9 protein-coding genes and 1 riboswitch are annotated in these 13620 nt (G+C 70.5%); of the genes, 5 read left to right on the top strand and 4 right to left on the bottom strand.

Going from position 1 to position 13620, the window contains the following annotated elements; translation table 11 throughout:
• Window positions 1–2 precede the first annotated feature (2 nt).
• From EDD30_RS28735 to EDD30_RS28745, 3 genes are read left to right on the top strand one after another with little or no spacing between them, the layout of a single operon-like run.
• Entirely contained in the window at window positions 3–1367 is a 1365-nt protein-coding gene (locus tag EDD30_RS28735; RefSeq protein ID WP_244945436.1) for an O-antigen ligase family protein, read from the top strand.
• Window positions 1364–2932: a lipopolysaccharide biosynthesis protein gene (locus EDD30_RS28740; protein WP_071804873.1), complete on the top strand. Its 1569-nt coding sequence runs from the start codon at window positions 1364–1366 to the stop codon at window positions 2930–2932. The genes EDD30_RS28735 and EDD30_RS28740 overlap by 4 nt, the downstream gene beginning before the upstream one ends.
• The gene (locus tag EDD30_RS28745; protein ID WP_071804874.1) at window positions 2929–3816 is read left to right on the top strand and encodes a sulfotransferase family protein; all 888 of its coding nucleotides are present in this window, start codon (window positions 2929–2931) and stop codon (window positions 3814–3816) included. Before EDD30_RS28740 ends, EDD30_RS28745 begins: the two co-directional genes overlap by 4 nt.
• On the opposite strand, the gene EDD30_RS28750 is transcribed toward EDD30_RS28745, so the two are convergent.
• The 3 genes from EDD30_RS28750 to EDD30_RS28760 all read right to left on the bottom strand — a co-directional run bounded on the left by EDD30_RS28750 (window position 3756) and on the right by EDD30_RS28760 (window position 6922).
• Window positions 3756–4067, bottom strand: coding sequence for a hypothetical protein (locus EDD30_RS28750; protein ID WP_071804876.1), 312 nt, complete (start codon window positions 4065–4067; stop codon window positions 3756–3758). The two genes, EDD30_RS28745 and EDD30_RS28750, sit on opposite strands and share 61 nt — an antisense overlap.
• A complete protein-coding gene (locus EDD30_RS28755; protein WP_394328237.1) occupies window positions 4064–5302 on the bottom strand; it encodes a hypothetical protein in 1239 nt (412 codons plus the stop codon). Before EDD30_RS28755 ends, EDD30_RS28750 begins: the two co-directional genes overlap by 4 nt.
• Window positions 5303–5416: 114 nt before the next feature.
• Entirely contained in the window at window positions 5417–6922 is a 1506-nt protein-coding gene (locus EDD30_RS28760; protein WP_123678557.1) for a glycoside hydrolase family 16 protein, read from the bottom strand.
• A gap of 258 nt (window positions 6923–7180) precedes the next feature.
• Here EDD30_RS28760 and EDD30_RS28765 point away from each other — a divergent pair, with 258 nt between their 5' ends.
• Together EDD30_RS28765 and EDD30_RS28770 are read left to right on the top strand one after the other, a co-directional pair.
• Window positions 7181–8383, top strand: a complete 1203-nt coding sequence (locus EDD30_RS28765; RefSeq protein ID WP_071809439.1) for a hypothetical protein — start codon at window positions 7181–7183, stop codon at window positions 8381–8383.
• 282 nt (window positions 8384–8665) lie between these two features.
• Window positions 8666–8745: riboswitch (cyclic di-GMP riboswitch) on the top strand.
• Between the two features lie 14 nt (window positions 8746–8759).
• Window positions 8760–11633: a Calx-beta domain-containing protein gene (locus EDD30_RS28770; protein ID WP_071809440.1), complete on the top strand. Its 2874-nt coding sequence runs from the start codon at window positions 8760–8762 to the stop codon at window positions 11631–11633.
• Window positions 11634–11697: 64 nt separating this feature from the next.
• On the opposite strand, the gene EDD30_RS28775 is transcribed toward EDD30_RS28770, so the two are convergent.
• On the bottom strand, window positions 11698–13599 hold the full coding sequence (locus EDD30_RS28775) for an ABC transporter ATP-binding protein (RefSeq protein ID WP_211278040.1): 1902 nt from the start codon (window positions 13597–13599) through the stop codon (window positions 11698–11700).
• Window positions 13600–13620: the final 21 nt, after the last annotated feature.

The following is a 13620-nucleotide window of genomic DNA, read 5'->3' on the forward strand; positions in this document are numbered from 1 at the left end:
GCTTGGCCAGGACGTCCGTGCGGCCCCGGCGCCGGGTGCGAGCCACCGCGCCGGCCCGGGCCCGGGCGGTCGCCGCGGTCGAGCCGGGCGTGCTCGACCCTCGTGCGTGGCTGGTCCGCACGGCCAAGCTGCCGCTGTGGCCGCTGACCATGATGTTCGCGTTCCTGCCGGTCTGGTGGGGGCTCGGCGTCTGGTACTTCGTGTGGCCGTTCTTCGGGGTGATCCTGCTCGCGCTGCTCACCACCCGCGGTGACGTACGGCTGCCCACCGGCACCTGGCTCTGGTTCATCCTGCTCGGCATCATCGCGATCAGTGCCACCCGGCTCGAACGGGTCACCTCGCTGTTCGTCTACGGGCTGCGCCTGGGCCATCTGTTCACCGGGCTCATGGTGGGCATCTACGTCTACAACGTGGCCCGCGACCGCGCCTCGTGGGCGAAGATCGCCAACCCGCTGGCCATGTTCTGGCTCGCCATGGTGGCGCTGGGCTGGTTCGGCGTGCTCGCGCCGAAGTTCAGCATGCCCAGCCCGTTCGAGATGGTGCTGCCGGGCAGCATGCAGAGCGAGCGTTTCATCACGGACGTGTCTCACCTCGACTCCACCGAGTTCAACAAACTGAGCGCCAATCCCATCTATCGCCCTGCGGCGCCGTATCCGTACACGAACAACTGGGGCACCGCGTACTGCTTCCTCGTGCCGTTCGTCATGGCGTATCTGACATCCGTGCGGCGCGGGAAGATGCGGATCCTCCTGATGGGATCGCTGCCGCTGTCGATCGTGCCGGCCTTCCTCACGCTCAACCGGGGCATGTTCATCGGCCTCGGCGCGGGCGTGCTGTACCTGCTCGGCCGGGAGATCGTGAAGGGCCGGGTACGGCTGCTGGTGCCGGTCACCGCCATCCTGTTCGCCGGATGGGTCGTCACGCTGTTCATCCCGGTCGTCGACCTGATCACCAACCGCACCTCGACGACCGACACGACCTCCGACCGGTTCGACCTCTACGTGCAGACCTGGGCCGCGGTCATGAGATCGCCGCTGCTCGGGTTCGGCCAGCCCAGCTCGGTCGACACCACGCACGCCGCCGAGCCGCTCGGCACCCAGGGCATGATCTGGATGCTCATCTACAGCCATGGCATCCCCGCGACGGTGTGCTTCTATCTGCTGCTGGCGATCCTCGCCCGCCGGCTGGCCGCCGCGGTGACGCCGGCCGGGCTCTGGCTCAGCGCCCTGCCGGTCATCGCGGCGGTGGTCACCCCGTTCTACGCCTATATCGATCCCAACATGTCGGTGCTGCTCTTCTCCGTCGGCCTCGGGCTGGCGGCGGTGGACGGCCCGGTCAACCGCGAGCCGAAGGAAGCGAACCCGTGATCGCAGTCGCCGATCAAGGCGCCGGTGCTGAGGTACGCCGCAGCACCCGCAGCGGGGCGATCGGTCTCGTCGGCGCGGCGGTCAACGGCGCGTTCGGCTTCGTGCTGACCATCGTGATCGTGCGGGCGTTCGGCGCCGACGGCTCGGGCGCGCTGTTCACCGTCATCGGGCTGGTCAGCATCGTCGGCGCGCTCTGCTGCCTCGGCGCCGACACCGCGCTGATGTGGGCGCTGCCGCGGCGGCGTACCGGGGTGGGCGGCGACGCCGCCCGCCTGCTGGCGCCGGCCCTGGTTCCGACGGTCGGGCTCGCCCTGCTCGTGGCCGCCATCGGGCTGACCGCCGCCGGGCCGGTCGCCCGGGCGCTGCTCGACGACCCGGACGGCGTCGCGCTGATCCGGCTGGCCGCCGCCGGCATACCCGTGATCGTCGCGGCGACGGTGCTGCTTGCGGCCGTGCGGGCGACGCGGGCCGTGTCGGCGTACGTGGCGGTGCAGTTCCTCTTCGTCCCGGTCGCCCGGCCGGCGCTGATGATCGCCGCGGTGGCCGCCGGCGGGGGAGTCCTCGCGGGACTCGGCGGCTGGCTGCTGCCCCTCGGCGTCGCGCTGGTCCTCGCGATCGTGCTCGCCGCCAGGCCCCTCGGCGTCGGCGCGGGAGCCTCGCTGCGGCCCGCCGCGCTCGACTGGCGGACGTTCTGGGGCTACGCCCTGCCCCGCGCCGCGTCGGTGGCGATCGATGCGAGCAGCATGTGGGTAGGTGTGCTGCTGACCGGCGCCCTGGCCACGCAGGCCGAGGCCGGCGTGTTCGCCGCCGTGGGCCGGTACGCCCTCACCGGCCTGCTGGTCATGCACGGGCTGCGTGTCACCATCGCCCCGCAGCTCTCCCGTCTGCTCGGCGCGGATCGGCGGGCCGAGGCGGCGCAGGTCTACCGGCGGACCAGCCTGTGGATCGTCGTGCTGTCGTGGCCGGCGTACCTGATGCTCGCGGTCTTCGCCCCGGGGTTCCTGGCCCTGTTCGGCACGGACTTCCGCTCGGGAGCCACGCCGCTGGCCGTGCTCGCCGTCGCGATGCTCGTCAACGTCGGCGTGGGGCTCGTGCAGAGCGTGCTGCTGATGAGCGGCAACAGCCGGGGCCACCTGCTCGCCACCGTCGCCGGGCTGACGCTCAACGTGGCGCTGTGCCTGGTGCTGATCCCGCGGCACGGCGCTCTGGGCGCGGCGATCGCCTGGTCGGTCGGCATCGTGTGCGAGAACCTGCTGGCCGCCGTGCTGGCCCGCCGGGCGCTGGGCGCGGCGCTCTTCGGGCGTACCCTCGTCGTCTCGGCCCTCGCGGTGACGGCCGCGACCGGCGCCGCCGCCGTGATCGGCACCCTGGTCGCCGGCCGGGGACTGCCCGGCCTGGCCGTGGCGCTCGGGGTCGTGGTCGCCGGCGCCGCCGCCCTGCTCATCGACCGCCGTGCCCGCGCGGCTCTCGCATCCGTCCGCACCCAACTCAAGGGCCCGCGAACCCGGGATGAGGCTCAGCTCGAGCCCGCGCGCACCACGGACAGGACCAAGGAGGACCGGTGACCGTCAAGGACCGCATCAAGAGCGTCGCACCGCGAGGCGCCCGGGAACAGGTCCGGGAACTGCTGGCCCGCTACGGCGAACGCACCAGCGCCCAGCGGCCGCTGCCGGACTTCCTCGTCATCGGCACCAAGCGCGGCGGTACCACGTCGCTGTGGCGCTACCTGATCCAGCACCCGCTCGTGCCGCGGCTGTTCCCCGCGTGGAACACCAAGACCTCGCACTACTTCGAGGAGAACTGGCCGCGCGGTGAGGCGTGGTACCGGTCGCACTTCCCGACCCGGCGGCAGCGGGCGGCCCTGGAGCGCAAGCACGGCGGGCCGTCCAAGGTCGGCGAGGCCGCGCCGCTGTACATGTTCCACCCGCTGGTGGCCGGCCGCGTCGCCGACCTGATGCCGCAGGCCCGGATGATCGTGCTGCTGCGCGATCCGGTGGAGCGGGCGTTCTCGCATTGGAAGGAGCGCCGCGGCGAGGGCGTGGAGCCGCTGGACTTCGCCGCCGCCCTGGCCGCCGAGGAGAGCCGTACGGCCGGGGAGAAGGCCCGGCTCGAGGCGGAGCCCGGCTACTTCTCGCCAGGCTTCGACTGGTATTCGTACCGGGCACGTGGACGCTACCTGGAGCATCTGGAGCCGTGGCTGGAGCGGTTCGACCGCTCGCAGCTCTTCATCGTCGCCAGCGAGACGTTGTACCGGCAGCCGGCGCAGACGTACGCGCGCATCCTCGACTTCATCGGGCTGCCGCCGTACGAGCTGCCCGCCTACGACGTCTACAACGACCGTCCCAGCAAGGGCATGGACGATTCCGTACGCGCGGAGCTGAGTGCCTACTACCGGCCGTACAACGCGGCGCTCGAGGAGCGCCTGGGCATGACGTTCGACTGGTCCTGAGCCGCCGCCCGCTGCACCAGCCGGGCGAGGTGCAGCAGGTCGGCGCTGTGCGGGAAGTCCCGGCGCTCCAGCTCCGCCGTGGCACCGGCCAGCATGGACCGCTGTACCGACGTCAGCCGCCCGTTGTTGTCCAGCACGGCGACGGCGCTGGCGCGCACCTGCGCGGCCTCCGCATCCCCCGGGGTGTGCAGGTGCGCCACGCGCTCCGTCCAGAAGCGACGCACCGCTCCCAGCTCGGCGGAACCACTCATCGGGGCAGGCGCGTGGCCAGCACGTCGAGCAGCGCGGGATGCAGCTTGGGATTCCAGCCGGCGCCGCCGCCGGAGAGCTCGTACGTGCGCAGCCACAGCTCCACGAGGTAGGCGTCGGCCACGAACCGCTGGGCCGGGCCGTCCAGCCCCAGCGCCGGTCCGTGCGCGCGCAGCGCCTCGTCCACGGCGACCGCGCACTCGGCGGCGGGCCGCCCGTGGGTGGACAGGGCCGTCTGGAACGCCTGATGGGCCAGGTCGAAGCCGACCGGCACGCCGGAGGACCGGTTCTCCCAGTCCCAGACCAGCAGGCCGCCGCGGTGCCGGGCCATGTTCCACGGCACCCAGTCGCCGTGCCAGTCGCCGCACTCGAGCGCGATGGGAGTGTCGAGGGCGTCGATGAAGCCGTGGATGCGCGGGTCGCCGCCCGCCGCGCGGCGCCGCCACGTCTCCAGCAGTTCGGTGACCGGGGCCGGGGGAGTGGCCGGTCCGCCGCGCCGGGCGACCGCCAGCATGGCCTCCAGCCGGGGCCGGTCGGGGCGCCGGATGCGCCGGACCGTGCGGGGCATGGGCTCGATGACGGCGATCTCCCGGCCTCGCCACTGGGTGTGCAGCAGGAGCCGGGGAGCGGGCGGGAAGCCGCCGCCGGTCGGCAGGTCACCCAGGGTGGCGGCCTCGGCGCGGACCATGGCCCGGGTGCCGTCGTTCCAGCCGATCTTCGCGTACCCGCGGGGGCGGCCGCGGTCGTCGAAGAGCTGGAGCGTGGGCTTGTGGTGCGGGTCCGGCGGGCGGATGCCGATCGCGGCGTGCAGGCGCGGCTCGCCGAGCCGGCCGGCCAGGAAGGCGGCGAGCAGGTCGCCGGGCTCGGTGGCGCGCACGGAGAGGGTGGGCGCCTTGGTCAGGCCCAGCAGGCCCAGGCGGGCGAGCGTCCCGACGGCGGCCCGGCCGGCCCGGACCTTCGGCGGGCGCAGGGCGTTGTACGCCAGCAGGGACGCCGCGGTCACCCGGGGCGACACGAGCGGCAGCAGGAAGCGCGCGTGGTCGAGATCGGGGATCACCGCGTACCGGACGATGGCGGAGGAATCGTCGCCGACGGTGACCGTCACGCCGGGGTCGCCGAAGATGGCACGGGTGACCCAGCCGAGGCCGTCCTGGCGTTCCCGAGGGTCGTGCGGGGCCGGGACGGGGTCGGACGGGGGACGCTGTCCGGGTACGGAAGCCCGCGTCGACTCATTCAGCACGAGTTAGACGATAGGTGAAGGTCTGTCATGAAAAACAGGGCCCCGGGGTCAGCTCCCAGGGCCCTGTCGGATGACGGTGTCGATCCGCGGCGGAAAACCGATGCAACCCGATCAGCGTTGGTGGACCCGGACGTAGTCGACGACGAAGTCGGCGGGGAACTGTGTCTTGGCGTCCGGATTACCGAGCCAGCCGCCGACCTGGAAGTTCAGCCGGATGTTGTACGGCTTGTGGAAGGCCTTGTCGTACCACGGCGTGGTGGTCCGGTCCCGGGTCCAGACCAGCTTGCCGTCGATGTACCACTTCAGCGCGTCGGCGTCCCACTCCGTGGTGTACGTGTGGAAGCCGTCCGCCGGAATGCCACCGCTGGGCAGTTCGATCCGGGTGTCCTGCTTGACCGGGCTGTAGTCGTAGAAGATGGCCGCGGTGGACTGGTCGTACCAGCCCTGGCCGCCGGGGAGCTCGGTCACGTCGATCTCGCCGTTGCCGCCGTCGTCGGGGCGTAGCCAGAACGCCGGCCAGAGGCCCTGGGAGGTCTCGGGCTTGTTCGGCGACTTGGCCCGGATCTCGAAGCGGCCGTACTTCCACGAGGCCTTGCCGATGGTGTCGAGGTACGACTGGGTGTATTGCCGGTTCTGCGAGCTGCAGGTGGAATTCTCCCGCAGGACGCGCAGCGTGAGGTTGCCGCCCCCGACGAAGGTGTTCTTCGGGTCGTCGACGTTGCAGCCGAGGTCTATGTCGCGGCCCTCGTTGTCGCGCAGGTTCCACTTCGCACGGTCGATGCCACCGCCGGTGAACTCGTCGTTCCAGACCAGCTTCCAGCCCGGCGGGGAAGCCGGCGTGGTGGGTGCCGGCGGCTTGGTGGGCGGCGTGGACGTCTTCGTCGGCGGCGCCGGCTTGGTGGTGGCCGGGGGCGTGGTCGGCTTGGGGGGCGCCGTCGTGGGCGGCGGCAGCGCGGTCGCCGGCGTGGTGGGGGCCGGCGCGGGCTTGCCGCTCGTCTGGTAGGACAACACGAGCTCGGGGTGCAGGTGGTCCTTCGCGTTCTCCCGCGACGCCCAGTAGATGCGGGTGTTGCGGGTCTCCTGGGAGAGCGCGAACGTGTAGGTCCCGTTGCGGCGCACCGACGCGGAGACGTCGAACTCGTTGTAGCCCTTCTTCACCGCGTTCAACGCGGGGACGGCGGCGGCGGAGGCGAGCCGGTCGGGGTCGGTGGCCGCGCTGAGGTCGCCGGGGATGGTGCGGGCCACGATGCGGGCGGCGACGTCGTGCCAGGCGTACACCCGCAGGGTCGCCTTGACCCGCGTGGCGTTGACCGGCAGCTTCTTCACCGCGAACTCGAGGGTGGCGTCACGCCGGCCGCGGGGATTGTTGTCGCAGAGGGCGGGGCAGCTCGCCAGTGACGTCTTGACGCTGGTGTCGCCGTCCTGGCGCACCTGGGTGACCGTCATGTCGGCGACCGGGTGCAGCGTCAGGCCGTTGTCGTCACCGGCGAAGACCGGGACCAGCGTCGCGGCGGTGACGGCGGCGACCGCCGTGCCGATGATGGTCAGCGATCGGGTGCTGCGGATCCCCCGTCGTGGCGCCGGTGCATGGGCCGGCGGGTGCGCCCTGGGCGACATCAACTCTCCCTTGTGGGTCGTCGATGTCGGAGCGTATAGGGAAGGCGGAAAGATCACAGCCCTGCACACCAGGGTCTAATGCACGCTTAAGGCAGGGCTAAGCGAGCGTCGCGCAATTCCTCGGACGACGAATCAGGCTTGTCCGCACATGTCCGGTGCATCGGTCGCTCTCGTGGGGTAGTACGTTCGGTCGGACCGAAAAGCCGGGAGCGTTATCGAACCGAGATAAACCTGGTGTCGACTTTCTAGGCTCGGCGCATGCTGCGCAGGATCGCCGCCGTCGTGGTCACGCTGGTCGCCCTGATCGCGGCCGTGCGGCTGACCGGCGGCGACGACACCTCGGGCGTACGCCGTCAGCTCACGTTCCTGCGGTCCGCCCTCGACGACGGCGCCGCCGACGACGCCCAGCGGCTCTTCCCCGAGGGCTATTTCTTCCTGCACGCCCTCTACGGCCTCACCCAGGTGGACCTCGGCGACGAGGGGGAGGCCCGCTGGGCGCTGGAACGGCTGGAGACTCCCGCCGGCCGGGGCCCGTTCAGCGCGAGCCTGACCCCGGAGTACGGCGTCTTCTATCAGGGCTGGACGAACTGGCTGCGCGGCGGCATCCTCTCGCTGCGCCCCGACCCGGTGCTGCGCGAGCGGTTCGAGGCGTCCTCCGCGGCGCTGGCCGGGGCGTTCGACGCGGCGCCGACGCCGTACCTCGCCGCCTATCCGGGTCAGGCGTGGCCGGTCGACTCCACCGTGGCGATCGCCTCGCTGCGCCTGCACGACAAGCTGCTCCCGCCGCGGTACGGCCCCACGATCACCCGATGGCTCACCGGCGTGCGGTCGCGTCTCGACCCGGTCACCGGCCTGATGCCGCACTCCGTGGATCCGGGCACGGGCGCCCCGCTCTCCGTGGCCCGCGGCAGCTCGCAGAGCATGATCCAGCGCTTCCTGGCCGACATCGACCCGGAGTTCGCCCGGGAGCAGTACCTGCGCTTCCGCTCGCTGTTCGTGACCCGGCCGCTGGGGCTCGGTCCCGCGGTCCGCGAGTACCCGAGCGGCGTCGACGGCGCCGGTGACGTCGACTCGGGGCCGCTCGTGCTCGGTGTGAGCCTGTCCGCGACGGTGGTGACGCTCGGAGCCGCCCGGGTGCACGGGGACGCGCGGCTGGCCGGGGCGCTGGCTGACTACGGCGAGCTGGCGGGCGTACCGGTCTCCACACCCTGGTCCAAGCGCTATGTGGGCGGGCTGTTGCCGATCGGCGACGCGTTCCTCGCCTGGTCGAAGACCGCGCGACCGTGGGTTTCGGCCCCGCAGGCGCCAGCGCCGGCGCTCACCCGATGGTGGCGCCTGCCGTTGCTGGCCCTGCTGGCATTGGCCGTGCTGCTCGCCTGGCTGCCGGTGGCCCGCGCCACCGCCGCTGCCGGTCGCGCCGGGCCGCGATTGGGCTGTCCTTTCTTTATCCCCGGGGTGTGAAGGGGCACCCCTTCACCGGCGCGCGGGTGGGGCCGAATGGTAACGGCGGTCCTTTCTCGATGCTGGGACAAGCCGGTGACCCTGAACGAACGGATGGTCACCGCTCGGCCCAAAACCGTGCTGACAGGGCTATCCGACCTAAAAGTCCATTTCCCCCACAAGCCCTCAAATCCGTGGTTAGAGTACGGTCGGCGCAGTTCCCAAGTGCGAGCTTTGTCCCCGTACTTCCGACCGCGCCGAACCGGCTTCGAGGCCGGCGCTCCACCAGCCGTCGCGTGCGACACCGAGAAAAGGCAAACCCGTCGAGAGGCGGGGACGCAAAGCCAGGGACCTCCCGAGCGGGAGGCGGCCCAGCCGCCAAAGGAGACAGAAACACATGCGCTATCAACCAGCCCATGCGGCCAAGAGCGGCTCGGTACCGTTCATGCTGCGTGGACCCAAGTCGGTCCGTACGGCCCTCTCAGCCGCCGTCGCCGCTGCCATCGGTTTTGTGCCGGCCGTCCTGATCACGTCGCCCGCGGAGGCCGCGATCGTGGGATACACGATCACCGACACCACCGTTTCCGCGACTGAGGGCGGCAACATCACCATCGAGATCACCCGTGCCGGCGGCGCGGCGATGCTCCAAGAAACGGTGACCTGGGCCGCCGCGGGAGGAACCGCGACGGGGCTCGAGGACTACGACCCTGCGAGCGGCAGCCTGGTGTTCCCTGCCGATGCTACGGCTCCGTACGACGACCAGGTCAAGACCATCACGATCGCCACCACTGACGATGCCATGGATGAGGTCAACGAGACCTTCACGGTGACGCTCACCAAGGCTGCCGAAACGGATACGGCGACGGCGACCATCAACGACAACGACGCTCCGCCCGGCTACACGCTGAATTTCGATGACGCGAGTCCCAGTGAGGCCGACGGGTCGGTGAATGTCACCGCCGAGCTCGACGTCGCGGCGGGCCAGACCGTCACCATCCCCATCTCTTCCGCGGACGTCACCGCGAAGGCCGGACAGGACTACACCGCCATTCCGGACGCCACGGTGCTCACGGTCCTTGCCGGCGAGACCACCAGCGACCCAGTCACCATTACGCTCACCAACGATCCGCTCTACGAGGAGGCGGAACAGACCCTGACCGTGAGCGGCACGGCCGACGCCGACGTCACGGGTACCGATACGGCGACGCTGACCATCTCGGACGACGAGGAGCAGCCGTCGATCACCATCGACCCGCAGACGGCCGCCGAGGGTAGCCCGCTTGCCTTCGATGTCCACCTCTCCGGACCCTCCGAGCGGGAGGTGACCGCCAAGTGGGACACGGCCGATGGTACGGGCGCGGACCTGACCGCGGACGAAGCCGATGGCCATGGCACGGCCACGGCCGGGGCGGACTACACCGCCACCGCCGGTGGCACCGTGAAGTTCGCTGCGATGACCACGAACACTCCGGGTGTCGTCACCACGGCGATCTCCGTCAGGACGCTCTCCGACTCGATCGACGAGGCGAGCCCCGAGGACATGCACGTCACGCTCTCAAGCCCGACGATCGCGAAGCTCGGGGCTGATATCGAGGCAACCGGCAGCATCACGGACGACCCGGCCGACCTACCGCCGGTGGTCACCCTGCTGCCATCGGGCAACACGGTCACCGAAGGCAGCTCGGGTAAGAAGACGCAGACCTATACCGTCAAGCTGGGCAAGGCCTCTGGGCAAGAGATCACGGTCGACTACTCGACCGCCGCCGGGACGGCGACCGACGGGCAGGACTTCACCGCGGCGAACGGCTCGCTGACCTTCGCGCCCGGCGAGACGACGAAGACGTTCACCGTCGACATCATGGGCGACACGATGTACGAGGGTGCCAGCGAGACGTTCGATATCGATCTGGCCAGCACGGAAGCGGACGTCACCGCGTTCCCGGCCACCATCACGATCACGGAGGACGACGCTCAGCCGACGTTCACCGTGGGAGCGGTCAACATGCAGGAGGGCGACACCGGAAGTGTGGCCGTGTTCCCGATCACGCTGTCCAACCCGGCCGACACCAATGTGGAGTTCGACGTCGCGGTTGTCGGCGGGGGCAGCGCGACGGACACGGGCATCGCTGCCGGCGCGCTGGACTACATCACCCCGCAACTCCTGGCCGTCGTTCCGGCGGGCCAGACTAAGGGCTCCTTGTCCGTCGTCGTCAACGGCGACGACGTCTACGAGAGCAACGAGACGGTGTCGTTCTCGCTGACGCCCACGTCGGCGGTGCAGAACACCCTGAACCTGGACCCGAAGAACGCAGTATTGTCGCTGCTCAACGACGATGACGCCCCGGATCTGGAAATCATTTCCACCACGGCCGAGGAGGGCGACGACGTCACGGTTCGCGGTGTCGTCACCGGTAGCGCCCAGGACGCCGTCCAGCTGAACGTCATGTTCAAGGGCGCCTCCGTCAATGGCAGCACCGCGGCGTCGACCAGCGACTTCGTCGACCCGGGCACCGTCGGGGTGACTATTCCGGGCAACACGTTCTCGGGTGCCACCATCGCCGTCCCCGGCACGCTGGACATCGTCGACGATGCGACCGCGGAGGGGGCCGAGACCATCCTGGTGTCGGGCAGCGGCTTCGGCGGCGGCAGCGTCACCGATGGCGTCATCACCATCGCGGCCAGCGACGGAGGCACGACCCCGCCGCCGAGCACCGACAAGCCGACCCTCACGGCCGCGGCAGCCTTCCGGCTCGGTGTCGGCACGCTGAAGCTGAGCGGCAAGGCCGCCGCCGGGTCCACCGTGAAGCTGTGGGGCACGCCGGTCGGCAGTGACGTGAACGGTACCTGGGAGCCTCTCGGCACCGTCACCGCCGACGCGAGCACCGGTTTCTACAGCTTCCTGCCCGAGTTCACCACCACCGGCTGGTGGTTCCGGACGACCGTCGGCGACACCATGTCGAACACGATCAAGGTGAACCTCAAGCAGTCGCCGGACTTCTTCGTCCGCTCGTCCAGCCGGGGCACCGCGACCCTGTCGGTATTCGGTGACCCGCGGGTCGCCGGTCTGTCGGTCCGTCTGCTGCGCGCCAAGACCGGCGGTGGCTGGAGCACGGTCGCCTCGGGCACGCTGGACGCCAACGGCAAGTTCGTCAAGACGCTCACCGGTCTGCGGTCCGGGTCGTCGATCTACTTCAAGGCGTTGGTTTTCGGCGACAGCGACGTCGGCCTGCTGACCAACTACTCGAACGGCGCGCGCGTCACGGTGCGCTGAACCACCTGGCAACAAAGAAGGGGGCGGCCCGGTGGGCCGCCCCCTTCCGTATGTGCCGGGCCCGTCAGTCGACCTCCACCGCCGCCTCGGCGAACTGCGCCGAGTACAGCCGCGCGTAGGCCCCGCCGGAGGCGATCAGGTCGTCGTGGGTGCCCTGCTCGACGATCGCGCCGTCCTCCATCACCAGGATCACGTCGGCGTCGCGGATGGTCGACAGTCGGTGGGCGATGACGAACGACGTACGCCCGGCGCGGAGCGTGTTCATGGCCCGCTGGATCAGCACCTCCGTGCGCGTGTCCACGGAGCTGGTGGCCTCGTCCAGGATGAGGATGCTGGGCTCCGCCAGGAACGCCCGCGCGATGGTGACGAGCTGCTTCTCGCCCGCCGAGACGTTCGAGCCCTCCTCGTCGATCACCGTGTCCATGCCGTCCGGCAGGGTCCGCACGAAGCGGTCCACGTGCGCGGCCTCCGCGGCGGCGGCGACGTCCGCATCGGACGGTGCGTCCGCGCCGTAGGCGATGTTCTCCGCGATCGTCCCGCCGAACAGCCAGGTGTCCTGCAGCACCATCCCCACCCGCTCGCGGAGCTCGGCCCGGGGCAGCGTCGCGATGTCGACGCCGTCGAGCGTGATGCGCCCGGAGGTCACGTCGTAGAAGCGCATGAGCAGGTTGACGAGGGTGGTCTTGCCGGCGCCCGTGGGCCCGACGATCGCCACCGTCTGGCCCGGCTCGGCCACGAACGACAGGTCCTCGATCAGCGGCCGGTCCGGCAGGTAGCGGAACGACACGTGCTCGAAGGCGATCCTGCCCGCGGCCGGCCGCACGCCCGGCGACGCCGGATCCGGTTCCTGCTCCGGCGCGTCGAGCAGCGCGAAGACCCGCTCCGCCGAGGCCACCCCGGACTGCACCAGGTTGGCCATGCTCGCCACCTGGGTCAGCGGCTGGCTGAACTGGCGTGAGTACTGGATGAACGCCTGCACCTCGCCGAGCGACAGGGAACCCGAGGCGACCCGCAGGCCGCCCACCACCGCCACCAGCACGTAGTTGATGTTGCTGATGAACATCATGGCCGGCTGGATCAGGCCCGAGATGAACTGGGCGCGGAAGCTGGATGCGTACAGCTCGGTGTTGTGCTTCTCGAAGGCCTCCGCCGCCTCCTTGCCGCGGCCGAAGACCTTGACCAGCGAGTGGCCGGTGAACATCTCCTCGATGTGCCCGTTGAGCCGTCCGGTGGTCTTCCACTGGGCGACGAACTGCGGCTGCGAGCGCTTGCCGATGCGGGTCGTGACCCAGATCGACACGGGCACGGTGACCAGCGCGATGACCGCCAGTAGCGGCGAGATCCAGAGCATCATCGCCAGCACGCCCACGATCATCAGCAGCGCCGTGACGAGCTGCGCCATCGTCTGCTGCAACGTCTGGGCGATGTTGTCGGTGTCGTTCGTCGCCCGGCTGAGCACCTCGCCGCGGGGCTGCTGGTCGAAGTAGGACAGCGGCAGCCGGGACAGCTTCGCCTCGACCTCGCTCCGCAACCGGTGGACCGCGTTCTGCGCCACGCGTGCGGTGAGCCGTCCCTGCATCACCCCGAAGACCCACGCCGCGATGTAGATCGCCAGCACCCAGAGCAGGATGTGGCCGAGCCGGTCGAAGTCGACGCCCTGGCCGGGGACGAAGTCCATGGCGGCCAGCATGTCGGCGCGTCCGGTATCGCCACGGGCCCGCAACTGGGCGACGATCTCGTCCTTGCCGACGCCGGCCGGCAGATCGCCACCGATGAAGCCGGCGAAGACGACGTCGGTGGCGTGGCCGAGGATGCGGGGCCCGATCACCGACAGCGTGACGCCGGCGATGCCGCACAGCAGCACCAGGCCGGCCAGCGTCCGTTGCGGGCGCAGCAGGCCGAGCAGTCGCTTGCTCGAACCCTTGAAGTCCTGCAACTTCTCGGCCGGCATCTGACCGGCCAGCATCCGCGCCGGCCCCATGGGCGG

Origin of the sequence: Couchioplanes caeruleus, from assembly GCF_003751945.1 — a bacterium.
GTDB lineage: Bacteria > Actinomycetota > Actinomycetes > Mycobacteriales > Micromonosporaceae > Actinoplanes > Actinoplanes caeruleus.

Coding starts and splice junctions, on each gene's coding strand:
- EDD30_RS28750 (WP_071804876.1), bottom strand. CDS start 4,067: ATGAGTGGTTCCGCCGAGCTGGGAGCGGTGCGTCGCTTCTGGACGGAG.
- EDD30_RS28760 (WP_123678557.1), bottom strand. CDS start 6,922: ATGTCGCCCAGGGCGCACCCGCCGGCCCATGCACCGGCGCCACGACGG.
- EDD30_RS28765 (WP_071809439.1), top strand. CDS start 7,181: ATGCTGCGCAGGATCGCCGCCGTCGTGGTCACGCTGGTCGCCCTGATC.
- EDD30_RS28770 (WP_071809440.1), top strand. CDS start 8,760: ATGCGCTATCAACCAGCCCATGCGGCCAAGAGCGGCTCGGTACCGTTC.
- EDD30_RS28775 (WP_211278040.1), bottom strand. CDS start 13,599: ATGCTGGCCGGTCAGATGCCGGCCGAGAAGTTGCAGGACTTCAAGGGT.